The sequence below is a fragment of the Streptomyces sp. NPDC059373 genome, from assembly GCF_042751495.1.
Lineage (GTDB): Bacteria > Actinomycetota > Actinomycetes > Streptomycetales > Streptomycetaceae > Actinacidiphila.
The window spans coordinates 77,438-104,325 of the sequence record NZ_JBHYXC010000012.1 but is presented as its reverse complement, the minus strand read 5'-3'; the positions used below and the strand labels follow the sequence as shown (position 1 = coordinate 104,325).

The following is a 26,888-nucleotide window of genomic DNA, read 5'->3' as shown; positions in this document are numbered from 1 at the left end:
TGACGGGCGGACGGGCTTGGCGTGTTCCGGTCGGCGGGGAGAAAAACCGGTTGAAAGTGTGACCTCGGTAACGCGACCCTGACACGTCTCCCTTTCACCCCCCAGTCCATGTCGGGACGTCATGTCGCTTCGCGATCTTCCTCATGCCGACCCTGGTGTCCCCGACACCCGGTCCGGCTTCCGTTTCCTGCTCTGGCTGGAGAATCGCCAGATCGGCGGGCAGATCACGGCCGCCTTGTGGGGAACGCTCCACATGGCCGCCGTGGCGTCGTTCCCGGCGGCGGTCGGGATCGCGGTCCAGGCCGTGGTCGACCACTCGGGGCGGCGACTCGCGATGGCCGGTGCACTGATGCTGGTCCTGGGCGTGCTCACCGCGCTCGGCGACACGATGCTGCACCGTACGGCCGTCACCAACTGGATCACGGCGGCGGCACGGGTGCAGCTGCTGCTGGCCCGCAAGACCGTCGAGCTGGGCTCGGTCCTGACCCGGCGGGTCGCGGCGGGCGAGGTGGTGGCGGTGAGTACCGGCGATGTCGAGAAGATCGGCTGGTTCGTCGAAGCGCTGGCCCGCTTCACCTCCGCGTTCGTGGCGACGATCGGCATCGCGGTCGCACTGGTCGTCTACCAGCCTGCGCTCGGCGGCATGGTGGCGGCCGGCATCCCGGTGCTGGCGTTCGCCGTCCTGCCGCTGCTCCCCCGGGCCACCCGGCGGGCGGACGAGCAGCGGGAGAAGGCCGGCCGGGCCACGACACTGGCCTCGGACACCGTGGCGGGGCTGCGGGTGCTGCGCGGCATCGGCGGCGAGGAGCTGTTCCTCACCCGCTACCGGCGTGCCTCGCAGGAGGTCCGGACGGCGGCCGTGCGCAGCGCGCGGATGTGGTCGCTGATCAGTGCCGTACAGGTCGTGCTGCCGGGGCTGCTGCTGGTCGGGGTGGCCTGGTACGGGGCCCGGTTGGCGCTGGCCGGGCGGATCTCGGTGGGTGAGCTGGTCACCATCTACGGCACGGTGGTCTTCCTGATGTTCCCGCTGCGCGGCTTCGAGGAGATCGCGATGGCGTACTCCTTCTCGCGGCCCTCCGCGAAGCGTGCGGCGCGCATCCTGTCGCTGGAGCGCGGGATTCCCGACGGGGTGGCCTCCGGTGAGGGGGGTGCGCCCAGCGGTGACCTCTACGACCCGGCGACGGGGCTGCTGGCCCCGGCCGGGGTGCTGACCGCGGTGGTGTGCGGCGACCCGGACGCCGCCGGGCTGCTGGCCGACCGGCTCGGCGGGCACAGCCCGGGCCGGGACGCCGCGGACCCCTCGGTGCTGCTGGGCGGCACGGCGCTGGACGCGCTGCCGCTGGCCGAGGCCCGCGCCGCCGTACTGGTCCAGGACAAGGACCCGGTGCTGCTCTCCGGGACGCTGCGTGAGCTGCTGGAGGTGCCGTCGTCCGGAGCGGTGACCCCGGAGGCGGCGCTGGCGGCGGCGCAGTGCGGGGACGTCCTCGACGCGCTGGCGCAGGCCTCGGTGGACGACTCGGGCGATCCGATGCGGACCCGGATCACCGAGCGCGGGCGGTCGCTGTCCGGCGGGCAGCGGCAGCGGCTCGCCCTGGCCCGGTCGCTGGTCACGGATCCGGAGGTGCTGGTCCTGGACGAGCCGACGAGCGCGGTCGACTCGCACACCGAGGCGCGGATCGCCCTCGGCCTGAAGGAGCTGCGGACGGAGCGCACCACGGTGGTGTTCACCTCCAGCCCGCTGCTGCTCGACCGGGCCGACCGAGTCGTCTTCGTCACCGACGGGTCCGTGAACTCGGTCGGCACCCACCACGAGTTGCTCCACGGCGACCTCGGCTACCGCGCCGTGGTCACCCGGGAGACCGAGCACGAGCTGCAGAGAGCTGAGGAATCCGCATGATCGGCGTGAAGCCGCCGGAGCACGATCCGGCAGCGCCGCAGCAGAGCACGACCCTGCCGGTCGGCTCGCCCGCCACCGTGCGCGCCTATGTGGGCGAGCTGGCCCGGCGTCACCGTGCGGCCTTCGCGCTGCTCGTCTCCGTCAACTGTGTCGCGGTCATCGCCTCGATGGCCGGGCCGTATCTGCTCGGCGGTCTGGTGCAGGACCTGTCGTCCGGTGTCCGGGATCTCCATCTGGGGCGCACCATCGCGCTGTTCACGGTCGCGCTGGCCGTGCAGGCCGCGTTCGTACGGCTGGTGCGGCTGCGGGGCGCGATCCTGGGCGAGCGGATGCTGGCCGATCTGCGCGAGGACTTCCTCGTACGGGCGGTGGGGCTGCCGCCGGGCGTGCTGGAGCGGGCGGGGACCGGGGACCTGCTGTCGCGGATCACCACGGACGTCGACCGGCTGTCCGAGGCGATGCGCGAGGCGGTCCCGCAACTGGCCATCGCCGTGGTGTGGGCGGGGCTGCTGCTCGGGGCGCTGGCCGTGACCTCGCCGCCGCTGGCGCTGGCGGTGCTGGTCGCGGTGCCGCTGCTGCTGGCGGTGTGCCGCTGGTACTTCCGGCGCGCCCCTGCCGGGTACCGGTCGGAGGCGGCGGGATACGCGGCGGTGGCGGCGGTGCTCACCGAGTCCGTCGACGCCGGGCGCACCATCGAGGCCCACCGGCTCGGTGACCGCCGCGAGGAACTGTCGCGGCTGCGGATCCGGCAGTGGGTCGCCTGGGAGCGCTACACGCTGTGGCTGCGCAGCGTGCTCTTCCCGGCCATCAACTTTACGCACGTCCTGATCCTCGGCTCGGTGCTGATGATCGGCGGGACCTTCGCGCTGCACGGCTGGGTGTCGGTCGGTGAGCTGACCACCGGAGCGCTGTACGCGCAGATGCTGGTCGACCCGATCGGCCTGATTCTGCGCTGGTACGACGAGCTGCAGGTGGCCCAGGTGTCGCTGGGCCGTCTGGTGGGGGTGCGCGAGATCGAGCAGGACGGCGCGGACGAGCAGCTCTCGCCGGACGGCCGGGATGTGCACGCCGACGAGGTGCGCTTCGGCTACCGCGCGGGCAGCGACGTCCTGCACGGGATCAGCCTGCGGGTGCGGCCGGGCACCCGGCTGGCGCTGGTCGGCCCGTCCGGTGCCGGCAAGTCCACCCTGGGCCGGTTGCTGGCCGGGATCTACGCACCCAGGGCGGGCGAGGTGACGCTGGGCGGGGCGGAGCTGGCCCGGATGCCGGCCGAGCGGGTCCGCGAGCACGTGGCGCTGGTCAACCAGGAGCACCACGTCTTCGTCGGCAGCCTGCGCGACAATCTGCGGCTGGCCCGGGAGGGCGCGGACGACGCCGAGCTGTGGGAGGCGCTGGTCGCGGTGGACGCCGACAGCTGGGCGCGCGGTCTGGACGACGGCCTGGACACCGAGGTCGGCTCCGGCGGAACCGCGCTGACCCCGGCCCAGGCCCAGCAGGTGGCGCTGGCCCGGCTGGTCCTCGCCGATCCGCACACCCTGGTGCTCGACGAGGCCACCTCGCTGCTCGACCCGCGCGCCGCCCGGCACCTGGAGCGTTCCCTCGCCCGGGTGCTGGACGGACGCACGGTGGTCGCCATCGCTCACCGCCTGCACACCGCGCACGACGCGGATGTGATCGCGGTGGTCGAGGACGGCCGGATCAGCGAGCTCGGCAGCCACCACCAGCTCGTCGAGGCGGACGGCGCGTACGCGGCGCTGTGGCGGTCCTGGCACGGGTGAGGCACCCGTGCCGGGGCGCTCGGCGTGGTCCGTCAGGTCAGCCGATCACGCCGAGCGCCCCCAGCGCGCCCAGGCCACCGAGCAGGAAGAAGACCGGGGTCAGCACCTTGATCTCCACCCAGCTGCCGGCCCGGAACCGCATGAACTTCGGCGGCCCCATCGGGTACCAGCGCTTGCGGCCTATCGGGATGGGCCACAGGACCGGGCAGCCGGAGACGGTCAGGGCGTCGCCGATGCAGTGCACCAGGGCGCCGAGCACGATGGGGATCCCGATCCAGAGGTACTGCTGACCGGGGCCGGTGAACAGCCAGCCCTTGCCGTTCTCGGTGCTGTCCAGCACATCGGCCAGCATCCAGGCGCTGGTGGCGCCCAGCAGCCACACCAGCACATCGCTGGAGACCCGGGCCTGCCGCCACAGCAGGCCCTCCACCGCCAACACCATGTGGACGAAGAGGATGCCGAGCACCGCCCAGCGGCCTCCGAAGGCCGCCGCCGCCGAGCAGCCCGCACCGAGCAGCGCTGCCCAGAGCCAGGTGTGGGTGAGTGTGCGGTGGCCACCGGAGCGGTGGGGGTCGCCGGCCTTCCTGGTGGACTTGTAGGCGGCGTACGAGAGCTTGTCGATGATCTCGCACAGGGCCCGGGAGACCGGGCCGAAGGCCCGCGAGATCGTGGCCGCCTTGTGATCGAGGTCGGGAGCGAGGGCGGCGCCCGCGCAGATCAGGGCACCGACCACGAGCGTCGGCCAGGGCATGGGGTGGTCGAAGCCGGCCGCAGCGGCTCCCACCCCCAGCCACGCAGCCGCTCCGGACAGTGAGTGTGCCGGTCCCATCATGTTCTGGCCCCGCCCCTTTCGGCCCGCCACCAGGCGGAGTTGACGCGTAATCGACGGCACACCATACCGCCGGTTGATCTTCCGGAATGCCGCCGGTTCCCCCCTGGGTCCCCGGTACAGGCAAGATGGTGGGGTGACCCTTATCGATCAGCTGCCTTCCGAGGCCGACCCCGATGACCTGTTCGAAGCCTTCTCGACGTGGACGGAGAGTCAGGGCATCTCGCTCTACCCCGCCCAGGAGGAGGCGCTGATCGAGGTTGTCTCGGGGGCGAACGTGATCCTGTCGACCCCGACGGGATCCGGAAAGAGCCTGGTCGCGGCGGGTGCGCACTTCGCCGCCCTGGCCCGGGACGAGGTCACTTTCTACACGGCGCCCATCAAGGCGCTGGTCTCCGAGAAGTTCTTCGACCTGTGCAAGCTCTTCGGCACCGAGAACGTCGGCATGCTCACCGGCGACGCCTCGGTGAACCCCGACGCCCCGGTCATCTGCTGCACCGCCGAAGTGCTGGCGTCCATAGCGCTCCGGGATGGCAGGAACGCGGACGTCGGCCAGGTCGTCATGGACGAGTTCCACTTCTACGCCGAGGCCGACCGTGGCTGGGCCTGGCAGATCCCGATCCTGGAGCTGCCGCAGGCGCAGTTCCTGCTGATGTCGGCGACGCTCGGCGACGTCTCGCGCTTCGAGAAGGACCTCACCCGCCGCACCGGACGCCCCACGACGGTCGTACGGTCCGCGACCCGGCCGGTTCCGCTGTCGTACGAGTACGTCACCACGCCGCTCACCGAGACGCTGACGGAGCTTCTGGAGACCCGCCAGTCGCCGGTCTACATCGTGCACTTCACCCAGGCGGCCGCCGTGGAGCGGGCGCAGGCGCTGATGAGCATCAACATGTGCACCCGTGCCGAGAAGGACGCCATCGCCGAGCTCATCGGCAACTTCCGCTTCACCACCAAGTTCGGCCAGAACCTGTCGCGTTACGTGCGGCACGGCATCGGCGTGCACCACGCCGGGATGCTGCCCAAGTACCGCCGCCTGGTGGAGAAGCTGGCGCAGGCCGGGCTGCTGAAGGTGATCTGCGGCACCGACACCCTCGGGGTCGGTGTCAACGTCCCCATCCGCACGGTGCTGTTCACCGCTCTGACGAAGTACGACGGCAACCGGGTGCGCACCCTGCGGTCCCGGGAGTTCCACCAGATCGCGGGCCGCGCGGGCCGGGCCGGCTTCGACACCTCCGGGTTCGTGGTGGCGCAGGCGCCGGAGCATGTCATCGAGAACGAGAAGGCCTTGGCGAAGGCCGGGGACGACCCCAAAAAGCGGCGCAAGGTGGTCCGCAAGAAGGCACCCGAGGGCTTTGTCGCCTGGTCGGACAGCACCTTCGAGCGGCTCATCGCCTCCGACCCCGAACCGCTGACCTCCCGCTTCCGCGTCACCCACGCGATGCTGCTGTCGGTGATCGCCCGGCCGGGCAACGCCTTCGAGGCGATGCGCCACCTTCTGGAGGACAACCACGAGGACCGACGCGCCCAGCTGCGGCACATCCGGCGGGCCATCGCGATCTACCGCTCGCTGCTCGCGGGCGGCGTCGTGGAGCGGCTCGACAAGCCCGACGAGGAGGGCCGCATCGTGCGGCTCACCGTCGACCTGCAGCAGGACTTCGCGCTCAACCAGCCGCTGTCGACCTTCGCCCTGGCCTCGTTCGAACTGCTGGAGCCGGAGTCGCCGTCGTACGCGCTCGACATGCTCTCCGTCGTCGAGTCCATCCTCGACGACCCCCGGCAGATCCTGGCCGCCCAGCAGAACAAGGCCCGCGGTGAGGCGATCGGGGCCATGAAGGCGGACGGGGTCGAGTACGAGGAGCGGATGGAGCGCATCCAGGACGTCTCCTACCCCAAGCCGCTGGAGGAGCTGCTCTTCCACGCCTACGGCGTCTATCGCAAGAGCCACCCGTGGGTCGGCGACCACCCGCTGTCCCCGAAGTCGGTCGTGCGGGACATGTACGAACGCGCCATGACTTTCTCCGAGTTCGTGTCGCACTACGAGCTGGCCCGCACCGAGGGCATCGTGCTGCGCTACCTCGCCGGCGCCTACAAGGCGCTGGAGCACACCGTCCCGGACGACCTGAAGTCAGAGGATCTGCAGGATCTGATCGCCTGGCTGGGCGAGTTGGTGCGCCAGGTGGACTCCAGCCTGCTCGACGAGTGGGAGCAGCTCGCCAACCCGGAGGAGATGACGGCCGAGGAGGCGCAGGAGCGCGCCGACCAGGTCAAGCCGGTCACCTCCAACGCCCGGGCCTTCCGGGTGCTGGTGCGCAACGCGATGTTCCGCCGGGTGGAGTTGGCGGCCCTGGAGCGCCACCAGGAACTGGCCGACCTGGAGGAGGGCTCCCGCTGGGACGCCGACGCCTGGGCCGACGCGATGGACGCCTACTGGGACGAGTACGAGGACCTGGGCACCGGGCCCGACGCGCGCGGCCCCAAGCTGCTGCAGATCGAGGAGGAGCCCACGAGGCGCCTGTGGCGGGTCCGGCAGGTCTTCGCCGACCCCAACGGCGACCATGACTGGGGGATTTCGGCCGAAGTCGACCTCGACGCCTCCGACGAGGAGGGCCGCGCCGTGGTCCGGGTGACGGACGTGGGCTCGCTGTGACAACGCGGATGGTACGGACGAAGGAGCACGACCGATGACCAACCCGGCCGAGCGGCTGGTCGACCTCCTCGATCTGGAGAAGATCGAGGAGAACATCTTCCGGGGCCAGAGCCCTGACGAGAGTCTGCAGCGGGTCTTCGGCGGCCAGGTCGCGGGACAGGCACTGGTCGCTGCCGGGCGGACCACGGACGGCGAACGGCCGGTGCACTCGCTGCACGCCTACTTCCTGCGGCCCGGGCGGCCCGGCGTGCCGATCGTCTACCAGGTCGAACGGGTGCGGGACGGCCGGTCGTTCACCACCCGGCGGGTGGTCGCGATCCAGCAGGGCCGGACGATCTTCAATCTGACCGCCTCCTTCCATCAGCCCGAGCCGGGCTTCGAACATCAACTGCCGATGCCACCCGTGCCGGACCCGGAGAGCCTGCCGAAGCTCGCCGACGAGATCCGTGAGCATCTGGGCGAACTGCCCGAGGCGCTGGAGCGGATGGCCCGCCGCCAGCCCTTCGACCTGCGCTACGCCGAGCCGCTGCGCTGGAGCCCCGAGGAGATCACCGACGCGGAGCCGCGCAGCGCCGTCTGGATGCGGGCCGTGGGCCCGCTCGGCGACGACCCGCTCGTGCACACCTGCGCGGTCACCTACGCCAGCGACATGACGCTGCTCGACGCCGTACGGGTGCCGATCGAACCGCTGTGGGGACCTCGCGGCTTCGACATGGCCTCCCTGGACCACGCGATGTGGTTCCACCGGCCCTTCCGGGCCGACGAGTGGTTCCTCTACCAGCAGGAGTCGCCGATCGCGACCGGTGCCCGTGGCCTGGCCCGCGGTCAGATCTACGACCGCTCGGGCAGGCTGCTGGTGTCGGTGATGCAGGAGGGCCTTTTCAGGCCCCACCAGGCAGCGCAGATCGCACCCGGCGCCGAGGCGGCGCGAGCGCTCGCCAACGGTTCGGCCCCTAGCCGTTCGGGCCCGGCCGGCTAGGGCCTGTCTTGTGGATCTCCGTGGGAGAAGGAGCGGGGTCTGGCGCCTGTGATCGCAAGGCGGAGGAAGGAAGCGACGCGGAGCGTCGTTGACTGACGACAACGCCGCGAGCGCTGGTGCCAGGGCACGCGACGCCGCGGAGATCCACAAGACAGGCCCTAGGCGTCACCCGACGCGCAGCAGCCGGCGCCATCCCCGGCGGGCCGGAGGCGAGGGCGAGTGCACGGGCGGAGGCGAGGCCGAGGACACAGGCGGGTCCACCGGCCTCGGGGATGGGAGCTCGGCCGGTGGCGCCGGGGAATCCGGCCGTGGCGCCGCGCGCTCGGCCCGGGCGCGGGCCAGTGCCTCGGCGAGCCGGACCCGGGCGTCGGCGATCTCGTCCGGGTGGCCGGCGAGGACGGTGGCCTCGACGACCGCGCGCACCGCGTGCGCGCCGATGCCGCTCGGGGGCATTCCGGGCCCGAGTCTGCGCAGATACGTTCGCTCGTAGATGTCGGGCACGGTCTTCGCCGCCACCTCGGGTCCGAGCAGTTCGGCCCACACGGCGGCCTCGCACCAGGCGTCGGCGGCGTCGCGTACGAATCCGGCGGAGCGGCGGGCCCGCCAGCTGCGCGCGCGGTGGTCCTCGCCCTCGTCCAGGGCCTCACGCAGATCGGCGGGGAGCCGTCCGGTGAGCAGCTCCGGGTTGTCGTGCGCGAACCGGCGTACCTCGTCGGCGGGATAGAGCCAGACGACCGCCCGGTAGCGGTTGGCGTACCAGCGGACCGGGGTGATCAGGCCGCCCTTGGCCAGCTTGGCGAAGCGGTCGCGGCTGATGCCGATCAGGTCGGCGCCCTCGACGCTGCCGACGACGGCCAGCCGCCGACGCAGTGTCCCGGGAAACCCCGGGTCGGCCCGGAGCCGTTCCACCTCTGCCTGCGGGACTCTGCACCGTCCTCCACCCGGCTGCACCGTACGTACCTCGGCGAGTTGCAGCGCCACCTCGAACTCACCGAGGTCGAGCTCCAGCTCCTCCCTGGCGCGCTCCATCCCCAGCGTTGCCTCGACGGCCTGAACGACTGTCATCTCATCATCCCCCTGTGACGATCAATTACCGACAGTCACGAAGGTAGATCACAGACCGGACAGCCGACAACGGCTCCCCTCCAGCCTGTGGATAACTCGACCGCCACCGTCCCCGTCACCCGTCACAGCGCCCGCAGCCCGTTGATCACATCCCGCAACAGGCCGACGTCCGGCAGATCGGCCGGCGGCACGGGTCGTATCACGCGCAGCCGGCCGTCCCGCAGCAGGTCGCCGAGGAGCACGCGCACCACGCCGATCGCCAGGTCCGCCTCCGACGCCAACTCGGCGACGGACAGCGGGGCCCGGCGGCACAGGTCCATCAGCGCCAGGTGCTGATCGTCGAGGGCGTCGTCCGGCTCGGCGTCCGGGTCAGCGACGATGACCGCGATGAGGTCGATGTCCTGACCGGTCTCGGGCCGGGTGCGGCCCCCCGTGATGGTGTACGCGCGGACCAGCGGACCGGCCTCGTCGTCATACCAGAGCGCGCCCTCGTCGTCCGGCGGGCTCATGCCACGTCACTCCCCCGGGTCGTCCGCGTCGTGCTGCCGCGGGGCCACACCCAGGTGCTCACCGACGCGATGGACCATGAGGGTCATCTCGTAGGCGATCTGGCCGACATCGGCCTGCATCCCGCTGAGCACCGACAGGCAGCTGCCGTCACCGGCAGCGGTGACGAAGAGGAAGCCGTCGTCGAACTCGACCATCGTCTGCCGTACGCCACCTGCTTCGAAGTGCCGTCCGGCGCCCTTGGCGAGGCTGTGGAAGCCGGACGAGACGGCAGCCAGGTGCTCGGCGGTCGCGCGGTCCAGACTGCTGCTCGCTCCCGTCACCAGTCCGTCGTTCGACAGCACGAGTGCGTGCCGTACATGCGGAACTCGATCCGTCAGATCGTCCATCAGCCATGCGAGTCCGGTGCTCACCGTCATCCCCCGTTCTCCCCGTTCTTTCGTGGTGCGTCGGCTGAACGGCCACGGGCCAGCCCGCGGGCGAACGCCGCCATGGTGGAACGGGCCTCATCGGGAGATCGTTCCCGCTCAGCGCCCGTCGGTGGTGTGTCCGCAGCGCTCTCGTGCACCGCGTCTTCCCTGAGCTGAGGTACGAGATTGGCCTGTCGTACCCGCTTCGGCAGTCCCATGCCGGTGCGCTCCTCCCTCGGCTCTCTCGGCGCCCTCGTCGCGACGGCCACCGCCGCCCGAGCCGGGGCCGACGTCTCGGCCCGCGCCGTCAGCTCCGGCGCCGGGCGGGGCCGCAGCGTGAGTTCGCCGGTCTCGGGCTCGTCGTCCTCGGCGTCGACCAGGATCGCGGTCGGGATCAGGACGACGGCCGCCGTACCACCGTAGTCTCCCCGTCGCAGGGTGACCCGGATCCCCTGACGGGAGGCCAGTCTGCCGACGGTGAAAAGCCCCAGGCGGTCGGTCTCGGGCAGATCCATGCCCGCAGCCGCCTGCCCGAGTTCGTCGTTGGCCTCGGCCAGCCGTTCCGGGCCCATGCCCAGGCCGCGGTCCTCGACCTCGATGACGTAGCCGCCGGCGACGACCTCGCCCCGCACGACGACCTTGGTCTCGGGCGGCGAGAAGGCGGCGGCGTTCTCGATGAGTTCGGCCACCAGGTGCACGACGTCGCCGACCGCGGCGCCGGTGACGGAGATCCGCGGCATCCGCCGGACGGCCACCCGGGGGTAGTCCTCGACCTCGCCGACCGCCGCGCGCACGACCTCGGCGAGCCGGACCGGGCGCCGCCACGCCCGGCCGGGTGAGTTGCCGGAGAGGATGAGCAGGCCCTCGGCGTGCCGCCGCATGCGGGTGGTCATGTGGTCGAGCCGGAACAGGTCCTCGAGCTCGGTGGGGTCCTGGGTGCGGCGCTGCATGGCGTCGAGCAGGGTGAGCTGACGGTGCAGGAGCACCTGGCTGCGGCGGGCCAGGTTGATGAAGACCGCGGAGACCCCGCGCCGCAGCTTCTCCTGCTCGACGGCGGCCTGGACCGCCGCGCGCTGCGAGGCGGTGAAGGCCCGGCCGACCTGGCCGATCTCGTCGTCGCCGAGGTGCAGCGCGGGCGCGGCCTTCAGCACGGCCTCGTGGTCGAGGATCTCCCCGTCCCGGAGTCTGCGCATGACCTCGGGCAGGCGGTTCCCGGACAGTTCCATCGCCTCGTCGCGCAGGGTCCTGAGCCGGCGCACCAGGCGGCGGCCGAGGCGCAGCGACACCACCATCGAGAGGATGACGAGGACCAGGCCGGCCAGGCTGACCGCGCCGGTGCGCAGCAGCACGTCGTAGCCGGTGTCGCGGGCCTCGGTGCCGATCTCGTCGGCGGCTGTGACGTCGATGGCGTCGAGTTCGTCGAGCGCGTCGTCGACGCTCTGCCGCCACAGTGATTCCTGGAGGGCGAACGGGGCGTCCCGGGGTGCGGAGCTGGTGGACAGCAGCTCCGAGGACCTCAGCGCGCCGCCCAGCTTGCCGTTCTCGAAGGCCTCCAGTCGCGCCTCGGCGCCGGCCGGAAGGTCGGCTCCGTACGCGTCCTCCAACAGCCGCCGCCCGCTGATCAGGCTGGTGAAGTCCCTGAAGGCCGAGCCGGTCATGCCACCGACCCGGGCGGCGGCCATGATCGCGTCCTCCTGGGAGATGAGTTCGCGGGCCCTGACCACCTGGACGGCGACGATCGCCTGCCGGGCCAGCCGTCCGGTCTGGAGGGCGCCGAGCGACTCGCGCAGCTGGAAGCCGGGCTCGATGACGGACGAGTACGTCTCCAGTACGTGGGACCAACTGGCCTCGGGGTCGCGGACCTCCTGGCGCAGGGCGCCCAGCCCGTCGGTGGCCACCTGCAGGGTCCGGGTGAGCTGTACCTTCTGGTCACCGGAGAGCGCGGTGCCGCGCTCCTGGGCGGTCGCGTGGCCGCGCAGGACGGCGAGGGCGGCGTCGGTCTTCTTCTCGAGCCGCGCCAGGGTGCTGCCGCCGGTGCTGCCCTGTGAGGCGGTGTAGACGACGGCGGCGCGGCGTTCGTCCTGCAGGGCGAGGTCGAGGTCGTCGGTGGGGCCACCGTAGTAGCGGTAGGTCTCGGCGACCCTGAGCAGCGCCAGTGCGTCGCGCACGGAGGAGTACGTGCTGTAGGTCCACAGGCCCGCCAGGGAGAGCAGCGGCACAAGAAGAAGGGCGACGAGCTGGGTGCGGATGGTGCGGGGACGCAAACGCATGGGCCGTGGATCCTCGGTGACGTGCGTGGGGGGCGAACGCCTCCGCTTCGACCATTGGTTCGATACGGAGGGGGCACAGTATGTCCTATGAGACACCACACGGTGGCACCCCGGTGTGACAATTCACAAGTCTGTGATCCGCCTGTACGCCCGCCTCCGCGCCGTTCACGGCCCGATAACGGGGACGCATTCCCCAGGTAACGCCACTGTTGCATGCTGGACGCATGGAACGGGGTCTCGTGGTCAAGTGGGCGTACGGCCCCGTCCCCGGTGCCCGGGACGTCACGCCGGAGGTGCCGGTCCTGCACCGGGACATCCACGGCTACCGCAGGGCCTTCCGGATGGCGGGCAGTGGCCCGCCGCTGCTCCTGGTGCACGGGCTGGGTGACTCCTCCGCGACCTGGTCGCACATTCTGCCCCGCCTCGCCCGCAACCGCACCGTCATCGCACCGGATCTGCTCGGCCACGGCGACAGCGAACAACCCCGCGCCGACTACGCGGTGGCGGCCTACGCCTGCGGGATGCGCGACCTGCTGAGCGTCCTGGACATCGAACGGGTGTCGGTGGTCGGCCACTCGCTGGGCGCCGGGGTGGCCATGCAGTTCGCCTATCAGTTCCCCGAGCGCTGTGAGCGGCTGGTGATCGTGGGCGGCGGCGGGGTCGGCCCCGAGGTGCATCCGCTGCTGAGGCTCGCGGCGGGGCCCGGCGCCGAACTGGCACTGCCGGTGGCGACCTCGGCTCCGGTGCGCAAGGCGCTGCGGGCGGTCGCGCCGCTGCTGCGCCTCACCGGCGGGCTGGGGCTCGGACAGCACGACTTCGACTACGTACTGGAGCGCTATCTCGCGCTGTCCACCGACACCGCCCGCCAGGCCTTCCTGCGGACGCTGCGCGCCGGGGTCGATCTGCGGGGCCAGGCCATCACGATGATGGACCGCAGCTATCTGACGGCCGGTCTGCCCACGCTCATCGTCTGGGGCGAGCACGACGGGGTGATCCCGGTCGAGCACGCCGGGATCGCGCACACGGCGATGCCGGGCAGCCGCCTGGAGGTGTTCGAGGACGCGGGGCATTTCCCGCACCATGACGCGCCGGACCGGTTCGTGTCCGTGCTGGAGGACTTCCTGGACTCCACGTCGCCCCAGGAGTACGACCCCGTGCGCTGGCGGCGACTGCTGCGCCGGGGCCGCGTGGACGAGGCGCTGTACGCGGAGACCGAACCGCCGCATCCGTCCAGCGGGTCGTGAGCGGCGCGTCCGGGTGGGGCGCTGGCACGATGGCCGTATGGGACACAGGATGAGCGACGAGCAGTGGCGGGCCTTCGTCAGCGAGGGCACCCGCACCGGCAAGCTGTCGACCGTACGGGAGGACGGCAGCCCGCATGTGGCGCCGATCTGGTTCGTGCTGGACGGCGACGACCTGGTCTTCAACACGGCCGCCCGGTCGGTCAAGGGCCGCAATCTCCTGCGCGACGGCCGGGCCGCCCTGTGTGTGGACGACGACCGGCCGCCGTTCGCGTACGTCATCGTCTCCGGGCGCGCGGAGATCTCCGAGGAGCCGGGCCCGCTGCGGGAGTGGGCGGGCAGGATCGCCGGCCGCTACATGGGCGAGGACCGGGCGGACGAGTTCGGGGAGCGCAACGGAGTGCCCGGTGAGCTGCTGGTGCGGCTGAGGATCGGCAAGGTGGTCAGCGAGAGCGGGGTGTCGGACTGACGCGGCGTCATCAGCCGACCGAGTCCAGCATGCGCGCCGCGTGCATCCGGCCGGCGTGCTCGACCAGCGCGATCAGCACCTCCTTCCCGGACTCGCGGCTGCGCGCGTCGCACAGCACGACCGGGGTGCCGGCCTCCAGGTCCAGGGCGCGTGACACGTCCTCGGGGCGGTAGGAGCGCGCGCCGGGGAAGCAGTTGACGGCGACGGCGAAGGGGATGCCCCGGTGCTCGAAGAAGTCGACGGCGGGGAAGCAGTCGTCCAGGCGGCGCGTGTCGGCGAGCACCACGGCGCCGAGCGCGCCGTTGGACAGCTCGTCCCACAGGAACCAGAAGCGGTCCTGGCCGGGGGTGCCGAAGAGGTAGAGCGAGAGGCCGGCACGGATGGTGATCCGGCCGAAGTCCATGGCGACCGTGGTCGTGGTCTTGCGCTCGACGCCGTCGATGTCGTCCACGGTCCGGCCGGCCTCGCTGAGCCGCTCCTCGGTGCGCAGCGGCCGGATCTCGCTGACCGCGCCGACCAGGGTGGTCTTGCCGACCCCGAAGCCCCCGGCGATCAGGATCTTCAGGGCCATGACCGGCTCGTCGGGCAGTGGCGGATTCTGTCCCTCTCGGCCTTCTCGGCCCGGCCGGTCAGAGCGCGCGGAGTCCATTGATCACCTCTCGCAGGATGTGCTCGTCGGGGAGCTGTGCGGGCGGTACGGGGACGTGCACCCGTACGCTGCCCAGCGCCAGCAGGTCGCCCACGAGGACGCGTACGACGCCCACGGGCAGGTCGGAGTCGGCGGCGAGTTCGGCGACCGACAGGGGTTCCCGGCGGCACAGGGCGAGGATGGCGCTGTGCTCGGGGGCCAGCGACGGGTCGTCCACGGCGCCGCGTTCGGCGACGACCTGGGCGATCAGGTCGAGCCGGGCGCCCTCCGAGCCGGGGCGGGTGCGGCCGCCGGTCATCGCGTACGGGCGCACCAGCGGCCCTGCCTCGTCGTCGAACCAGTGGCGGCCGCCGCGCTCGCCCATCGCCGGGTCTGTCATGTCAGCACGGTCCCGTCAGCCGCCGACCGGGCTGTCGGCGGCCCTGTCGCGCGGCGGCGTGTGCAGATGCTCGCCCACCCGCTTCACCAGCCGGGCCATTTCGTACGCGATGAGGCCGACGTCGGCGGCGGCGGTGGTGAAGACGGCGAGGCAGGATCCCTCGCCGGCGGCGGCAACGAAGAGGAAGCCGCGGTCGAGTTCGACCATGGTCTGGCGGACGTGACCCGCGTCGAAGTGGCGTCCGGCGCCCTTGGCGAGGCTGTGGAAGCCGGAGGCGACGGCCGCGAGGTGCTCGGCGTCCTCGCGGCTCAGGCCACGCGAGGCGCCGACCGCGAGGCCGTCGTTGGAGAGCACGACGGCGTGGCGGACGTTCGCGACCCGCTCGGTGAGTTCGTCGAGCAGCCAGTCGAGTTCGCCGGCCCGGTGCGATGTGTCGATCATCCGTGGTCTCCTTCACTCGACGGCGTGTCCGACGAGTCCTTGCGGTCCTGGGCGGTGGCTTGCATCTGTTCCCGCCGGCCGGCGACCCGCAGCGCCCGCCGCTCGGGCCGTACGTCACGGGCCTCGGGGCCACCGCCACGGAGCCAGCCGCTGCGGTAGGCGGCCATGGTGGCCCGGGCCTCGTCCGGCGAGCGCTCGGGGTCGCCGGGCCGTCCGGCGTCCTGCGGCTCGCGCCGGTCGGGGGGCGGGGGGTCGAGCAGCTGCGGGGCGAGGTTCGCCCGGCGTACCCGGCGCGGGAGTTCGCCGCCGGCGTCGTCCGACGGCGGATCGGCGGCCGGTTCGGCCTGGGCACCGGCGTACAGGGCGGGGGCGGCGGGCTCGGGCGGGGTCCAGCGGGCGGCGTCGGCACCGGTGTCGGCGGCCGTGCCGGGCGCCTGGGGAGCCCGCCGGAAGGCGCCGTTGCGGGCGGGTCCGGGGGGCGCGCCGTCCAGCTGGGCGGCGGGGATCCGCATGGGCAGCTCGCCGTCGGCGCGGGAGGCGCCGGGGGCGACCGGGGCCCCGGGACCGGCGGCCTTGCCGGTGACGCTGCGGGCGGCATCGGCCTCGGGGACGCCCAGTTCGAGCAGGGCGGTGGGGAGCAGGACGACGGCGGTGGTGCCGCCGTACGGGGAGGGGCGCAGCGAGACCTTGACGCTGTGCCGTTTGGCGAGCCGGCTGACCACGAAGAGGCCGAGGCGGTCGCTGTCGAAGAGGTCGAGCGCCTGGGCCTGTTCGATGCGGCGGTTGGCCTCGGCCATGGCCTCCTTGCCCATGCCGAGGCCGCGGTCCTCGACCTCCAGGGCGTAGCCGTTGCCGACCTGTTCGCCGTAGACCCGGACTTTGGTGTGCGGGGGCGAGAACTGGGTGGCGTTCTCGACGAGTTCGGCGATCAGGTGGGTGAGGTCGGCGACGGTCGAGCCGACCACGGCGGCCTGGGGCAGCCGCCGCACCTCGACCCGCTGGTAGTCCTCGACCTCGGCTACGGCGGCCCGGACGACGTTGGTGAGCGGTACGGGCCTGCGCCAGGCGCGTCCGGGGGCCGCGCCGGACAGGATGATCAGGCCTTCGGCGTGCCGGCGCATGCGGGTGGTGAGGTGGTCGAGCCGGAAGAGGTCCTCCAGCTCGTTGGGGTCCTCGGTACGGCGTTCCATGCTGTCCAGGAGGGCGAGTTGCCGGTGGACCAGGACCTGGCTGCGGCGGGCGAGGTTGACGAAGACCCCGGAGACGCCGCTGAGCAGTTCGGCCCGCTCGACGGCGGCCTGGAGGGCGGCGCGCTGGACGGTGCCGAGCGCCTCGCCGACCTGGCCGATCTCGTCGCTGCCGTGATGGCCGCGCGGCACTTCGGCGTCGATGTCGATCTCCTCGCCGGCGCGCAGGCGGCGCATGGCGTGCGGGAGTTTGCGGCGGGCCAGTTCCAGCGCGGTGTTGCGCAGGTCGACCAGCTCGATGACCAGGCCGCGCCCGATGCGTACGGAGATCAGCAGCGAGGCGAGGACGGCGAACAGGCCGAGGAGGACGGCGGCACCGGACTTGGTGAGCACGCTGTGGGTGACCGGGTCGGCGCGGCCGGTGGACCCGGCGGCCGAGGCGAGGTCGCGCAGGTCCGTCAGGACCGGGGCCGAGGCCTGATCCCAGGCGGTGGCGGACACGGCGCCCGCGGCGGCCCTGCCGGGCGTGGCGGCGGCCGCCCGGTCCTCCAGGGACTCCAGGTCCTGGTACGGGCCCGAGCGGGCCAGCTTGTCCCAGGCGGCGCGCTGGGCGCCGTGCAGGTCGCGGGCGGAGGAGGTCAGCAGCAGCCGTCGGCTGTTGACGGCGCCGGTGAACTCGCGCTGGTGGGCCGCGGAGATGTCGTGGCCGAGCCGGCCGGCGGACAGCAGCGCGTCCTCGCAGGAGAGGAGTTCGGCGGACCTGGCGAGGTCCAGGGCGACGCGGTCGGAGGGATCTGCGGCCAGCGCGCCGCCGACCGCGAAGGCGTTCTCGACGGCGGCGGTGTAGTCGTCGTACGCCTCGTCCCAGTCGGCGGAGCGGGCCGCGACGCGCGGCCGCAGCGACTTCAGCGCTGTCACGCCGTCCACGAAGGTCCGTACGCGCGTGGCGACTTCGGCGGACAGGCCGGTGCCGTCGGCGACGGTGTGGGTGCGGTCGAGGCGCAACGGGGCGACGGCGCGGTCGGTGTCGCCGACGCGCTGCCGGAGTTCGTCGGCGCGGGCGGCGGTGGGGTCGGCGAGGTAGTCGGCGGCGGCGTGGCGTTCGGCCTGGAGGGCGGTGACGGTGGCGGTGACCGGCTGGCGGATGGTGCGGTCGACCCGCTGGGCGCGCAGTTGGCCGGAGACCTCCTGGGCGGTGGTGACGGCGGCGAAGGCCCACAGGGCCATCAGCGAGACCACCGGGACCATGAGGACGGAGACGATCTTCGCGCGTACGGACTTGGGCCGCAGTCCGAGGCGCAGGCCGGTGCGGGAGTGCGGCACCGGCCCCCGGTCGGAGACCGAGGCGGCCAGCGCGGGGCGCTGCGCCGTCTCGTCGGCGGGCAGTCCGGCGTGCGCGCGGCGGCCGCGCGGGGCGGTCATGTCGCGCCGGGCGGTCATATGGCGCCCTCCCTGAGCCGTTGGGCGGTCGCGGAGGCCGCGCGTTCCCTCGCTGTCGGGGAGAGCGCGACGAAGGCGGAGGTGAGGAAGAGGTACGAGCCGAGGAAGACCACCAGCGGGAAGAGGAAGGCGGTGGCTCCCGCGCCGGGCAGCCCGGCGGCCGACGGCTGGACCACCACCCGTACGGCGAACATCCCGGTGTAGTGCATGCTGCTCACCGCCGCCCCCATCACCAGCGACGCGCCGGCGACGACGATCGGCCGGTGGATCGTCAACGCCGCCCAGAGCGCGGCGGTCGCGGCGGCCACGGCGATCGCCACGGACAGCGCGACCAGCCAGGGGTCGTAGCCGACCCGGCCGTGCAGCCGTACGGCGGCCATGCCCAGGTAGTGCATGCTGGCCACGCCGAGCCCGGTGGTGAGGCCGCCGACGGCCAGCGAGCGGGCGCGCTTCCTGCCGTAGCCGACGGCGAAGACGCCGATGCCCACCATGAACATGGCGACCAGCAGGCTGAGCACGGTCAGCGGCACGTTGTAGCGGATCTCGGTGCCGGAGACGCTGAAGCCGAGCATCGCGACGAAGTGCATCGTCCAGATGCCGGTGCCCAGCGCGCTGGCGGCGGTGATCAGCCAGTTGCGGCGCGACCGTCCGGTGGCGGCAAGGGCCCGTACGGTGCAGCGCAGGCCGAGGGCCGCGCCCACGCATGCCATGGCGTACGAGAGCGTCGGGGTCAGCCAGCCGAAGCTGGCGTGGTCCATGTGTCCCATGGCCAGGGGACGCTAGTCCGGGCGGCGGAGCAGTCCGGGGGCATGACCGGACCCTGCGGAAATTGACTGCGGGCTGTCCTCATTCGGTCCCTGACGACCGGTATGCGTACGAAGCTGCGCACACGCTGCGTCATTCAGCCGCTACGTGGCGCATACATGATGACGCCCACTCCCACCAGGCACACCACCGCCCCCGCGATGTCGAAGCGATCGGGACGGAAGCCGTCCAGCACCATCCCCCACACGAGCGAACCGGCGACGAACACTCCGCCATAGGCGGCCAGAATCCGTCCGAAGTCGGCGTCCGGCTGCAGCGTCGCGACGAATCCGTACAGCCCGAGCGCGATCACCCCCGCCCCCGCCCACGCCCAGCCCCGGTGCTCGCGGACGCTCTGCCAGACCAGCCAGGCACCGCCGATCTCCAGCAGCGCGGCGAGAATGAACAGAGCGACGGAACGCAGGGGGATCATGCGACCATGATGCCCGCCCGCCACAGCACCCCCGTACACCCCGGAACCCGGAGGCAGCCGACGTGCACACCGACCCCGCACAGGTCCGGGAGTTCTTCGCCGCCCGGGCCGCCGACTGGGAAACCCGCTACCCGGACGACAGCCCGGCGTACCAGGCCGCCGTCACCGAACTCGGCCTGCGGCCCGGCCAGACCGTGCTCGACGCGGGCTGCGGCACCGGGCGCGCGCTGACCTTCCTGCGCACGGCGGTCGGGCCGAGCGGGGTCGTGATCGGGGCCGATCTCACCCCCGAGATGCTGGCGGCCGCCCTGACGAAGGGCCGGGACCGGGACGGGGCGCTGCTGCTGGCCGACGCGGCACGGCTGCCGCTGCGGGACACCGCCCTGGACGCGGTCTTCGCCGCCGGGCTCATCGGCCATCTGCCCGACCCCGGCGCCACCCTGCGCGAGCTGGCCCGGGTCACCCGGCCCGGCGGGCGGCTCGCCCTCTTCCACCCCATCGGCCGTGCCGCGCTGGCCGCCCGTCAGGGCCGCACGCTCACCCCGGACGACCTGCGCGCCGAGCCCAACCTGCGGCCGCTGCTGGCCGCTTCGGGCTGGACGCTGACCGCCTACACCGACACCGACTCCCGGTTCCTGGCGATGGCTTCGACAAAGGCCTGAGGGTTGTCGAACATCATGCAGTGACCGGCGCCGGGCACGGTCACCACGGCCACCCCGGCCGCCAGCAGCTCGTCATGGCCCGGCAGCTCGCCGCTCAGCTCCCCGTTGAGATACGTACGGGGGATGTCCAGGCCGAGCAGCAGCTCCCGCATCGTGGGCCTGGTTCCCCGCACCAGCCGGACGGCGCTGCGGTACAGGCCCGTCGGATCGGCGTGCCGCATGGTCGCCGCCCACTCCGGCCCGATACGGCCCAGCACCTCGACCCGCCCTCCGCCGTGCATGAAGTCCCGCTCGGTGTACGCCGCGATGCCACTGCTCCCCGCCGTGACCGGCGGATCCGGGTCGAGATTCGCCTCGGCCAGGACCAGCCGCCCGACCAGGTCCGGCCTACGGGCGGCCAGCACGATCGCCACCGCCCCGCCCATGCTGTGCGCGACGAGTTCGGCGCCGCTCACCCCGGCGGCGTCCAGCGCCACGGCCAGGGCGTCGGCGTGTTCCTCGAGCGAATAGCCGAAGCCGGCGGGCGCGTCGCTGATGCCGAAGCCCGGCAGGTCGACGAAGAGCGACCGCCGTCCGGCCAGCGCGGGGTGGGCCGCGATGTGGGCGAAGTAGACAGCCGAGGACGCGCCGAGCCCGTGGACGTACACCCGGGCGGGACCTTCTCCGGGCGCCTCGGTCCAACGGATACACGATCCGTCGGGGGTGATGGGGGCGTGCCGCATGAACGCTCTCCTCTCGATGCGATGCCCGGGACTATACATCGCCGTCGATGTATAGCGGAAGGGATGTACAACGCCAGTACGGCAGAATGCGACGCATGCTGGAGCTCGCGATCCTCGGATTCCTCTACGACGCCGAACTGCACGGCTACGACCTGCGCAAGCGCATCGCCGCGCTCACCGGCCACGTCAAACCCGTCGCCGAGAGCACCCTCTACCCGGCCATCAAGCGCCTGGAAAAGGCCGGTTGGCTCCGCCGCGAGACCCGTCCCGGCGCCGTCGCCGCCCCGCGCCACGCCCTCACGCTCACCCCGGACGGCCGCGCCGAACTGCGCCGCCGCCTCGCCGAGCCCTCGGACCTCGACATCACCGACGAGAACCGCTGGTTCGCCCTGCTGGCCTTTCTGCGCCACCTGGAGGACCCGGCGCAGCAGGCCGCCGTGCTCCGGCGCCGGCTGACCTTCCTGGAGCAGCCCTCGAGCTTCTTCTACGAGGGCGACCGGCCCCTGCCCGCCGAGGAGTTCGACGACCCCTTCCGCCAGGGAATGCTGGCCATCGCCCGGGCCACCACCCGCGCCGAACTGACGTGGCTGCACGCCACGCTGGCCGCCCTGGAGGGCGGTGCCGCCTTGGGCCTTCTGTCCGGCCGGTCTCCGAGGCCTCGCGTGCCCTGACAGGGCCGGGGGGCTCCCGGCGCCGCCGAAATGCCGTCTTAGCACCTCCCCCGGCTCTCGGCTTCGCCAGAGCCGGGGACCTCCGTCGAGGTCATCCCGGCGCCTTACCATCACCGGCGCCGGACTTCGCTCCTTCTCCCACGGAGACCGGCCGAACAGGCCCTAATGTGGGGGCTTATGGCTCCCCGAATCGCCGTCATCGAACTCGTCGTGGCCGACATGGCCGCCTCGCTCGCCTTCTACCGCAGGCTCGGCCTCGATCTTCCGGCCGACGCCGACGGGCAGCTCCACGTCGAGGCCGAGTTGCCCGGCGGCCTCAAGCTCGCCTGGGACACCGTCGACACGATCCGCTCCTTCGACCCGGCATGGGGCCCGCCGTCCGGTGGCCACCGCGCCGCGCTGGCCTTCGCCTGCGACGACCCGGGCGAGGTCGACTCCGTCTACGCCGGGCTCGTCGACGCCGGGTACGACGGCCACCTCAAGCCCTGGGACGCCTTCTGGGGCATGCGGTACGCCACGCTCCGCGACCCCGACGGCAACGCGGTCGACCTCTTCGCGCCGTTGCCTGACGCCTAGGAGGCAGGCAGTCCGAGCAGCGCCCGGGCCATCTGCTGCGGCTCGACGCCGCGCTGGCGGGCCAGGACGAGGACGGCGCGCTGGGCGAGTTCGGTGACGCCGAACATCAGGGCGTCCGGCGCGACCCGGCGGGCCGCGTCGTCGATGCGGTCCTGGTCGTCGGCGATGCATGCGGTGACGTAGGCCGCGGCTGCGTCGAACAGATTGCGCTCGCGGGACGTCGTCACCGGCTCCGGGGACGTCGGCGCGGCCAGCGCGGCCGCCGCGTGCTTCGTCCAGTCCGCGAACCTGCGGAGCAGTTCGGGCATGGCCACCACCCCTCTCCCCGGACCTGTTCCCCCTCCCCGGCGGGCGAACCCGTACGCCGCCACTCGACGCGGGGGTTACCGCCTGGTTAAGGTGCGCGGACCACCGACAGCCAGAGGAAGGGGAGGGCTCGTGGCCGCGACCGACGACGACGCGCTGTACGTGCTCACGGCGGCGATGCTGACGCCCGCGCAGTTCCCTGGAGTTCTCGCCGACGACTACCCGGCGGCCTGCGCGGAGCTGGGCCTGGAGCCGGCGGACGAGGGTTACGGACTGGTCTTCGGCCAGGACGGCGCGGGCGCCCGCTGGACGGTGGCGATCACCGACACCGCCCTCGTCGCGTGCGCGCTCGCGGCCTGGGACTGCGGCCTGGAGTACGACCTCTCGCCCGACGACCGTTACGTCGTCGCCGCCCTCCCCGGCTGGCCCCTCCCCGTGGCCGTCGCCGCACCGGGCGTACCCGACCCCCACGACCCCTCGGTGGAGGTGGGCGGCATGCCCGCGCTGTCACCGCCCGACACCGAGACCTGGGGCCCCGCCCAACGCCGCCTCGGCGCGGACGAGATAGCCCTCCAGTGGCGGATCTGGCGCGAGCAACTGGGCGGCGACACCCCGCCCGGCACCGGCGACGCCAAGACGGAGGCCGAGACGGACACCGAGACGGAAGCCGAGGCCGACGCGGATGCCGACTCCGCCCCGGCGAAGGGTTCCGGCGGCCTGCACAAGGGCGTACGCCGCGCCCTGGACGCCGCCGAGGAGTACGTACGTACGCCGCCGCCCGCAGGCCGCATCCGGTCGGCGCCGGCCGGAGAAGGCGTACGCACGCTGCGCGTGGACGGCCCCGACTGGAGCATGGTGGCCCGCACCGACGACATCGCCTTCGTCCTGCTCGACGAGGAGCCCGGCGAGGTGCTGCCGGTGGGCCGGGGGGCGTCCCTGCCGGGGCTGCTGGAGGCGCTGGACAAGCTGGCCGTACGGCCGGACTAGGCGGACCGGCCGGACCGGACCGGCCGGCCGCGCAGGTCAGCCGCAGGTCGTACGGACCTTGTCGGCGGCCTTGGAGGCGGCGACGAGGACCGGGTCCCAGACGGGTGAGAAGGGCGGCGCGTAGCCGAGGTCGAGAGCGGTCATCTGCCCGACGGTCATGCCGGCGGTGAGGGCGACGGCGCCGATGTCGACGCGTTTGGCGGCGCCTTCGCGCCCGACGATCTGCAGTCCGAGGAGCCGGCCCGTGCTCTGCTCGGCGATGATCTTGACGGTCATGGGGGCGGCGCCTGGGAAGTAGCCGGCACGGCTGGTGGACTCGATCACGGCGGTGACGTAACGCAGTCCGGCCGCGCGGGCCTGGGACTCCTTGAGGCCGCTGCGGGCGATCTCGACGTCGCAGACCTTGCTGACGGCGGTGCCGACGACGCCGGGGAAGGTGCCGTAGCCGCCGCCGATGTTGGTGCCGATGATCCGGCCGTGCTTGTTGGCGTGCGTCCCCAGGGCGATGTGCTGCAGCGCGCCGGACACGAGGTTGAGGACCTCGACGCAGTCGCCGCCCGCCCAGATCCCCTCCGTGCCGCGCACCCGCATGGACAGGTCGGTGAGCAGGCCGCCGTACGCGCCCAGCGGCAGTCCGGCCTCGCGGGCGAGGGTGGTCTCGGGCCGTACGCCGAGGCCGAGCACGACGATCTGGGCCGGGTACTCGTCCTTGTCCGTCGCGACGGCCCGGACCCGCCCGTCGGCTGCGGTCAGCACCTCCCGCACGGCGGAGCCGGTCTCGACGCGGATGCCCATGCCCTCCATGGCCTCGCGGACCAGGTGACCCATGTCGGGGTCGAGGGTGGCCATGGGCTGTTCGTCGCGTTCGAGGAGGGTGACGCGCAGTCCGTGGCGGAGCATGGCCTCGGCCATCTCGACGCCGATGTAGCCGCCGCCGACCACGACCGCGTCGTGCACGACGTCGCGGTCGATGCCGGCCACGAGCGCTTCGCCGTCGTCGAGGGTCTGCACCCCGTGGACACCGTCCGCGTCGATGCCGGGGATCGGCGGCCGGACGGGAACCGCGCCGGTGGCGATGACGAGATGGTCGAAGCCGGTCCAGGCCTCGGCGCCGTCCTGCTCGCGGCTGAGGACCCGGCGGCCGTCGAGGTCGATCTCGACGGCCTCGGTGCCGAGCCTCAGGTCGATGTCGCGGGCGCGGTGCTCCTGCGCGGTGCGGGCGACGAGCGCGTTGGGGTCGTCGACGTCGCCGGCGACCCAGTACGGGATGCCGCACGCGGAGTACGAGGTGTGGCGCCCGCGTTCGAACGCGATGATCTCCAGGTCTCCCGCGTCCCGGCGTCTGCGCGCCTGGGAAGCCGCCGACATGCCCGTCGCGTCGCCACCGATGACCACCAGCCGTTCCGTCATACCCGCAGCGTATGCGGCGGCGCGCATGCCGCACACTTGTGCGTCATGGAGCTGCAGATCACCGCGACCGCGCCCGAACACCCGGCGGCACTCCTCGACCTGCCCTGGGGCATCCCGCTGGAGGAGTGGCCGGACGAGTACCTGGTGGCGCTGCCGCGCGGCATCTCCCGGCACGTCGTCCGCTTCGCCCGGGCCGGCGAGGAGGTGGTCGCGGTCAAGGAGGTCGGCGAGTGGGCCGCCGTACGCGAGTACGGACTGCTGCGCGACCTGGACCGGATGGGCATACCCGCCGTGGACGCCCTCGCCGTGGTCACCGGCCGCACCGACGCGGCCGGCGAGCCGCTGGAGCCGGTACTGATCACCCGGCACCTGGTGGGCTCGTTGCCGTACCGCTCGATGTTCGAGACGACGATGCGGCCCACCACCGTCAACCGCCTCCTCGACGCGCTGGCCGTGCTGTTGGTGCGGCTGCACCTCACCGGCTTCGCATGGGGCGACTGCTCCCTGTCCAACACGCTGTTCCGGCGCGACGCGGGTGCGTACGCCGCCTATCTCGTGGACGCCGAGACCGGCCAGATCCAGCCGCAGCTCAGCCGGGGACAGCGCGACTACGACATCGAGGTCGCCCGGGTCAACATCGCGGGCGAGCTGCTCGACCTGGAGGCCGGCGGCTCCCTGCACCCGTCGGTGGACCCGATCCCCTTCGGCCAGGCGATCGCCGACCGCTACGGCGAGCTGTGGCACGAGCTCACCCGCGAGTCCGTCTACCCGGTCGACAAGCGGCACCACATCGACCTGCGGATCCGCCGCCTCAACGAACTCGGCTTCGACGTCGCCGAGATGCAGATCCAGAAGTCACCGGACGGCGACCAGGTCACCTTCCTGCCCAAGGTCGTCGACGCCGGCCACCACCAGCGCCAGCTGCTGCGCCTCACCGGACTCGACGCGGAGGAGAACCAGGCCCGCAGCCTCCTCAACGACCTCGAGACCTGGATGGCCACCCAGGACGACTACGCCCCCGGCGATCCCCTCGGCGCCCGCCCCGAGGTCCTGGCCCACCGCTGGGTCCGCGACGTCTTCCGGCCGACGGTGCGGGCCGTGCCCCGCGAGCTGCGCGGCACGCTGGACACGGCACAGATCTACCACGAGCTGCTGGAGCACCGGTGGTTCATGTCCGAGCAGGCGCAGCGCGACGTCGGCCTGGACGTCGCGGTCGACGACTACGTACGCAACGTGCTGCCGCACGCCCCGCAGGCGCCGCCCGTGCCCGACCAGGCCGGCGAGTAACCTGAGGCCATGCGCGAGCTGTTCGACCAGGACGCGGAGCTCTACGACCGGGCCCGGCCGGGCTATCCGCCCAAGATGTTCGACGACCTCGCCGAACTGGCGGGCCTCGGACCCCGCCCCCGGATCCTCGAGATCGCCTGCGGGACCGGGCAGGCCACGGTGCCGCTGGCGCGACGGGGCTGCCGGATCACGGCGGTTGAGCTCGGCCCGTCGATGGCGGCGGTGGCCCGGCGCAAGCTCGCGCCCTTCCCGGAGGTGGAAGTGGTGACGAGCACCTTCGAGGACTGGCCGCTGCCACCGGAGCCCTTCGACGCCGTGTTCTGCGCGACCGCCTTCCACTGGCTGGACCCTGCGGTACGGGTCACCAAGGCCGCGGACGCGCTGCGCCCCGGCGGCGTACTGGCGACGGTGGCCACCCATCATGTGGCGGGCGGCAGCGAGGCCTTCTTCGCCGAGGTCCAGGACTGCTACGAGCGCTTCGACCCCGCCACTCCGCCCGGGCTGCGGCTGCGGCCGGCGGCCGATCTCCCCCTCGACAGCGAGGAGATCGACCGCTCCGGTCTCTTCGGCCCCGCCGTCTTCCGCCGCTACGAGCGCGAACTGACGTACACCACCAGGCAGTACCTCGACGTGCTGCTCACCTACTCCGGCCACCGGGCCCTCCCCGCCGAGGCACGGGAAGGGCTGCTGGGGTGCATCGGCCGGCTGGCCGACACCCGCCATGGGGGCCGGGTCACCAAGCGCTACCTGACGGAGCTGCGGGTGGCGCGACGGCTCGACCCCGGTCCCGCCGCCGCAGATCGGTGAGCAGGGCCACCTCGGCGTGGTCCGAGGCCGGC

26 protein-coding genes are annotated in these 26,888 nt (G+C 72.6%); 12 read left to right on the top strand and 14 right to left on the bottom strand.

The window, feature by feature from the left end:
• Positions 1 to 121 precede the first annotated feature (121 nt).
• Together ACFXJ5_RS18805 and ACFXJ5_RS18800 are read left to right on the top strand one after the other, a co-directional pair.
• On the top strand, positions 122 to 1,897 hold the full coding sequence (locus tag ACFXJ5_RS18805; protein ID WP_384631726.1) for an ABC transporter transmembrane domain-containing protein: 1,776 nt from the start codon (positions 122 to 124) through the stop codon (positions 1,895 to 1,897).
• Positions 1,894 to 3,675: an ABC transporter ATP-binding protein gene (locus ACFXJ5_RS18800; RefSeq protein WP_384631724.1), complete on the top strand. Its 1,782-nt coding sequence runs from the start codon at positions 1,894 to 1,896 to the stop codon at positions 3,673 to 3,675. Before ACFXJ5_RS18805 ends, ACFXJ5_RS18800 begins: the two co-directional genes overlap by 4 nt.
• A 37-nt stretch (positions 3,676 to 3,712) precedes the next feature.
• Here ACFXJ5_RS18800 and ACFXJ5_RS18795 read toward each other — a convergent pair whose 3' ends face one another.
• A complete protein-coding gene (locus ACFXJ5_RS18795; protein ID WP_384631722.1) occupies positions 3,713 to 4,507 on the bottom strand; it encodes a metal-dependent hydrolase in 795 nt (264 codons plus the stop codon).
• 73 nt (positions 4,508 to 4,580) lie between these two features.
• Between ACFXJ5_RS18795 and ACFXJ5_RS18790 the strand changes: the two genes are divergently transcribed.
• A complete protein-coding gene (locus ACFXJ5_RS18790) occupies positions 4,581 to 7,154 on the top strand; it encodes a DEAD/DEAH box helicase (protein WP_384631720.1) in 2,574 nt (857 codons plus the stop codon).
• Positions 7,155 to 7,188: 34 nt separating this feature from the next.
• Positions 7,189 to 8,133: an acyl-CoA thioesterase gene (locus ACFXJ5_RS18785; protein WP_384631718.1), complete on the top strand. Its 945-nt coding sequence runs from the start codon at positions 7,189 to 7,191 to the stop codon at positions 8,131 to 8,133.
• A gap of 165 nt (positions 8,134 to 8,298) precedes the next feature.
• On the opposite strand, the gene ACFXJ5_RS18780 is transcribed toward ACFXJ5_RS18785, so the two are convergent.
• The 4 genes from ACFXJ5_RS18780 to ACFXJ5_RS18765 form a co-directional block, all read right to left on the bottom strand.
• A complete protein-coding gene (locus ACFXJ5_RS18780) occupies positions 8,299 to 9,198 on the bottom strand; it encodes a DUF6397 family protein (protein WP_384631716.1) in 900 nt (299 codons plus the stop codon).
• A 122-nt stretch (positions 9,199 to 9,320) separates the two neighbouring features.
• Positions 9,321 to 9,707 (bottom strand): DUF742 domain-containing protein, encoded by a 387-nt coding sequence (locus ACFXJ5_RS18775; RefSeq protein ID WP_384631715.1) that lies wholly within the window; start codon positions 9,705 to 9,707, stop codon positions 9,321 to 9,323.
• Between the two features lie 6 nt (positions 9,708 to 9,713).
• On the bottom strand, positions 9,714 to 10,124 hold the full coding sequence (locus ACFXJ5_RS18770) for a roadblock/LC7 domain-containing protein (protein WP_384631714.1): 411 nt from the start codon (positions 10,122 to 10,124) through the stop codon (positions 9,714 to 9,716).
• Positions 10,121 to 12,385 carry a nitrate- and nitrite sensing domain-containing protein gene (locus tag ACFXJ5_RS18765; protein WP_384631712.1) on the bottom strand — a complete coding sequence of 755 codons (2,265 nt, stop codon included), beginning with the start codon at positions 12,383 to 12,385 and terminating at the stop codon, positions 10,121 to 10,123. The genes ACFXJ5_RS18770 and ACFXJ5_RS18765 overlap by 4 nt, the downstream gene beginning before the upstream one ends.
• Positions 12,386 to 12,609: 224 nt before the next feature.
• Here ACFXJ5_RS18765 and ACFXJ5_RS18760 point away from each other — a divergent pair, with 224 nt between their 5' ends.
• Positions 12,610 to 13,629: an alpha/beta fold hydrolase gene (locus tag ACFXJ5_RS18760; RefSeq protein WP_384631710.1), complete on the top strand. Its 1,020-nt coding sequence runs from the start codon at positions 12,610 to 12,612 to the stop codon at positions 13,627 to 13,629.
• Between the two features lie 37 nt (positions 13,630 to 13,666).
• Positions 13,667 to 14,095, top strand: a complete 429-nt coding sequence (locus tag ACFXJ5_RS18755) for a PPOX class F420-dependent oxidoreductase (protein ID WP_384631708.1) — start codon at positions 13,667 to 13,669, stop codon at positions 14,093 to 14,095.
• A 10-nt stretch (positions 14,096 to 14,105) separates the two neighbouring features.
• Here ACFXJ5_RS18755 and ACFXJ5_RS18750 read toward each other — a convergent pair whose 3' ends face one another.
• From ACFXJ5_RS18750 to ACFXJ5_RS18725, 6 genes are all read right to left on the bottom strand, one after another.
• Positions 14,106 to 14,666 carry an ATP/GTP-binding protein gene (locus tag ACFXJ5_RS18750; RefSeq protein WP_384631706.1) on the bottom strand — a complete coding sequence of 187 codons (561 nt, stop codon included), beginning with the start codon at positions 14,664 to 14,666 and terminating at the stop codon, positions 14,106 to 14,108.
• A gap of 58 nt (positions 14,667 to 14,724) precedes the next feature.
• Positions 14,725 to 15,123 (bottom strand): DUF742 domain-containing protein, encoded by a 399-nt coding sequence (locus ACFXJ5_RS18745; protein WP_384631704.1) that lies wholly within the window; start codon positions 15,121 to 15,123, stop codon positions 14,725 to 14,727.
• Positions 15,124 to 15,138: 15 nt separating this feature from the next.
• The gene (locus tag ACFXJ5_RS18740; RefSeq protein ID WP_384631702.1) at positions 15,139 to 15,564 is read right to left on the bottom strand and encodes a roadblock/LC7 domain-containing protein; all 426 of its coding nucleotides are present in this window, start codon (positions 15,562 to 15,564) and stop codon (positions 15,139 to 15,141) included.
• Positions 15,561 to 18,191, bottom strand: a complete 2,631-nt coding sequence (locus tag ACFXJ5_RS18735) for a nitrate- and nitrite sensing domain-containing protein (protein WP_384631700.1) — start codon at positions 18,189 to 18,191, stop codon at positions 15,561 to 15,563. Before ACFXJ5_RS18735 ends, ACFXJ5_RS18740 begins: the two co-directional genes overlap by 4 nt.
• Positions 18,188 to 18,958 carry an MHYT domain-containing protein gene (locus tag ACFXJ5_RS18730; protein WP_384631698.1) on the bottom strand — a complete coding sequence of 257 codons (771 nt, stop codon included), beginning with the start codon at positions 18,956 to 18,958 and terminating at the stop codon, positions 18,188 to 18,190. Before ACFXJ5_RS18730 ends, ACFXJ5_RS18735 begins: the two co-directional genes overlap by 4 nt.
• 134 nt (positions 18,959 to 19,092) lie before the next feature.
• Positions 19,093 to 19,428 carry a YnfA family protein gene (locus ACFXJ5_RS18725; RefSeq protein WP_384631696.1) on the bottom strand — a complete coding sequence of 112 codons (336 nt, stop codon included), beginning with the start codon at positions 19,426 to 19,428 and terminating at the stop codon, positions 19,093 to 19,095.
• Positions 19,429 to 19,490: 62 nt separating this feature from the next.
• On the opposite strand from ACFXJ5_RS18725, the gene ACFXJ5_RS18720 reads away from it, so the two are divergent.
• Positions 19,491 to 20,090, top strand: coding sequence for a class I SAM-dependent methyltransferase (locus tag ACFXJ5_RS18720; RefSeq protein ID WP_384631695.1), 600 nt, complete (start codon positions 19,491 to 19,493; stop codon positions 20,088 to 20,090).
• Here ACFXJ5_RS18720 and ACFXJ5_RS18715 read toward each other — a convergent pair.
• Positions 20,039 to 20,812: an alpha/beta fold hydrolase gene (locus tag ACFXJ5_RS18715; RefSeq protein WP_384631693.1), complete on the bottom strand. Its 774-nt coding sequence runs from the start codon at positions 20,810 to 20,812 to the stop codon at positions 20,039 to 20,041. The two genes, ACFXJ5_RS18720 and ACFXJ5_RS18715, sit on opposite strands and share 52 nt — an antisense overlap.
• Before the next feature lie 95 nt (positions 20,813 to 20,907).
• Here ACFXJ5_RS18715 and ACFXJ5_RS18710 point away from each other — a divergent pair, with 95 nt between their 5' ends.
• A complete protein-coding gene (locus ACFXJ5_RS18710) occupies positions 20,908 to 21,483 on the top strand; it encodes a PadR family transcriptional regulator (protein ID WP_384631691.1) in 576 nt (191 codons plus the stop codon).
• A gap of 177 nt (positions 21,484 to 21,660) precedes the next feature.
• Positions 21,661 to 22,059, top strand: coding sequence for a VOC family protein (locus tag ACFXJ5_RS18705; RefSeq protein WP_384631689.1), 399 nt, complete (start codon positions 21,661 to 21,663; stop codon positions 22,057 to 22,059).
• On the opposite strand, the gene ACFXJ5_RS18700 is transcribed toward ACFXJ5_RS18705, so the two are convergent.
• Positions 22,056 to 22,367, bottom strand: a complete 312-nt coding sequence (locus tag ACFXJ5_RS18700; protein ID WP_384631688.1) for a hypothetical protein — start codon at positions 22,365 to 22,367, stop codon at positions 22,056 to 22,058. The two genes, ACFXJ5_RS18705 and ACFXJ5_RS18700, sit on opposite strands and share 4 nt — an antisense overlap.
• Positions 22,368 to 22,542: 175 nt before the next feature.
• On the opposite strand from ACFXJ5_RS18700, the gene ACFXJ5_RS18695 reads away from it, so the two are divergent.
• Positions 22,543 to 23,352: a hypothetical protein gene (locus ACFXJ5_RS18695; RefSeq protein ID WP_384631890.1), complete on the top strand. Its 810-nt coding sequence runs from the start codon at positions 22,543 to 22,545 to the stop codon at positions 23,350 to 23,352.
• A gap of 36 nt (positions 23,353 to 23,388) precedes the next feature.
• Here ACFXJ5_RS18695 and ACFXJ5_RS18690 read toward each other — a convergent pair whose 3' ends face one another.
• Complete coding sequence (locus tag ACFXJ5_RS18690) at positions 23,389 to 24,762, bottom strand: FAD-dependent oxidoreductase (RefSeq protein WP_384631686.1); 1,374 nt, start codon at positions 24,760 to 24,762, stop codon at positions 23,389 to 23,391.
• A gap of 45 nt (positions 24,763 to 24,807) precedes the next feature.
• On the opposite strand from ACFXJ5_RS18690, the gene ACFXJ5_RS18685 reads away from it, so the two are divergent.
• Both ACFXJ5_RS18685 and ACFXJ5_RS18680 read left to right on the top strand, forming a co-directional pair.
• Positions 24,808 to 26,049, top strand: a complete 1,242-nt coding sequence (locus ACFXJ5_RS18685; RefSeq protein ID WP_384631684.1) for a DUF4032 domain-containing protein — start codon at positions 24,808 to 24,810, stop codon at positions 26,047 to 26,049.
• Between the two features lie 9 nt (positions 26,050 to 26,058).
• Entirely contained in the window at positions 26,059 to 26,856 is a 798-nt protein-coding gene (locus ACFXJ5_RS18680) for a class I SAM-dependent methyltransferase (RefSeq protein ID WP_384631682.1), read from the top strand.
• Positions 26,857 to 26,888 lie beyond the last annotated feature (32 nt).

Bases quoted from the DNA above. Each gene is read 5' to 3' on its own strand.
- ACFXJ5_RS18695 (WP_384631890.1), top strand. From the start codon at position 22,543: ATGCTGACGCCCGCGCAGTTCCCTGGAGTTCTCGCCGACGACTACCCG.
- ACFXJ5_RS18755 (WP_384631708.1), top strand. From the start codon at position 13,667: ATGGGACACAGGATGAGCGACGAGCAGTGGCGGGCCTTCGTCAGCGAG.
- ACFXJ5_RS18765 (WP_384631712.1), bottom strand. From the start codon at position 12,385: ATGCGTTTGCGTCCCCGCACCATCCGCACCCAGCTCGTCGCCCTTCTT.
- ACFXJ5_RS18805 (WP_384631726.1), top strand. From the start codon at position 122: ATGTCGCTTCGCGATCTTCCTCATGCCGACCCTGGTGTCCCCGACACC.
- ACFXJ5_RS18780 (WP_384631716.1), bottom strand. From the start codon at position 9,198: ATGACAGTCGTTCAGGCCGTCGAGGCAACGCTGGGGATGGAGCGCGCC.
- ACFXJ5_RS18710 (WP_384631691.1), top strand. From the start codon at position 20,908: ATGCTGGAGCTCGCGATCCTCGGATTCCTCTACGACGCCGAACTGCAC.
- ACFXJ5_RS18770 (WP_384631714.1), bottom strand. From the start codon at position 10,124: ATGACGGTGAGCACCGGACTCGCATGGCTGATGGACGATCTGACGGAT.
- ACFXJ5_RS18750 (WP_384631706.1), bottom strand. From the start codon at position 14,666: ATGGCCCTGAAGATCCTGATCGCCGGGGGCTTCGGGGTCGGCAAGACC.
- ACFXJ5_RS18700 (WP_384631688.1), bottom strand. From the start codon at position 22,367: ATGCCCGAACTGCTCCGCAGGTTCGCGGACTGGACGAAGCACGCGGCG.
- ACFXJ5_RS18785 (WP_384631718.1), top strand. From the start codon at position 7,189: ATGACCAACCCGGCCGAGCGGCTGGTCGACCTCCTCGATCTGGAGAAG.
- ACFXJ5_RS18725 (WP_384631696.1), bottom strand. From the start codon at position 19,428: ATGATCCCCCTGCGTTCCGTCGCTCTGTTCATTCTCGCCGCGCTGCTG.
- ACFXJ5_RS18740 (WP_384631702.1), bottom strand. From the start codon at position 15,564: ATGATCGACACATCGCACCGGGCCGGCGAACTCGACTGGCTGCTCGAC.
- ACFXJ5_RS18715 (WP_384631693.1), bottom strand. From the start codon at position 20,812: ATGCGGCACGCCCCCATCACCCCCGACGGATCGTGTATCCGTTGGACC.
- ACFXJ5_RS18795 (WP_384631722.1), bottom strand. From the start codon at position 4,507: ATGATGGGACCGGCACACTCACTGTCCGGAGCGGCTGCGTGGCTGGGG.
- ACFXJ5_RS18705 (WP_384631689.1), top strand. From the start codon at position 21,661: ATGGCTCCCCGAATCGCCGTCATCGAACTCGTCGTGGCCGACATGGCC.
- ACFXJ5_RS18680 (WP_384631682.1), top strand. From the start codon at position 26,059: ATGCGCGAGCTGTTCGACCAGGACGCGGAGCTCTACGACCGGGCCCGG.
- ACFXJ5_RS18760 (WP_384631710.1), top strand. From the start codon at position 12,610: ATGGAACGGGGTCTCGTGGTCAAGTGGGCGTACGGCCCCGTCCCCGGT.
- ACFXJ5_RS18800 (WP_384631724.1), top strand. From the start codon at position 1,894: ATGATCGGCGTGAAGCCGCCGGAGCACGATCCGGCAGCGCCGCAGCAG.
- ACFXJ5_RS18735 (WP_384631700.1), bottom strand. From the start codon at position 18,191: ATGACCGCCCGGCGCGACATGACCGCCCCGCGCGGCCGCCGCGCGCAC.
- ACFXJ5_RS18745 (WP_384631704.1), bottom strand. From the start codon at position 15,123: ATGACAGACCCGGCGATGGGCGAGCGCGGCGGCCGCCACTGGTTCGAC.
- ACFXJ5_RS18730 (WP_384631698.1), bottom strand. From the start codon at position 18,958: ATGGGACACATGGACCACGCCAGCTTCGGCTGGCTGACCCCGACGCTC.
- ACFXJ5_RS18775 (WP_384631715.1), bottom strand. From the start codon at position 9,707: ATGAGCCCGCCGGACGACGAGGGCGCGCTCTGGTATGACGACGAGGCC.
- ACFXJ5_RS18685 (WP_384631684.1), top strand. From the start codon at position 24,808: ATGGAGCTGCAGATCACCGCGACCGCGCCCGAACACCCGGCGGCACTC.
- ACFXJ5_RS18690 (WP_384631686.1), bottom strand. From the start codon at position 24,762: ATGACGGAACGGCTGGTGGTCATCGGTGGCGACGCGACGGGCATGTCG.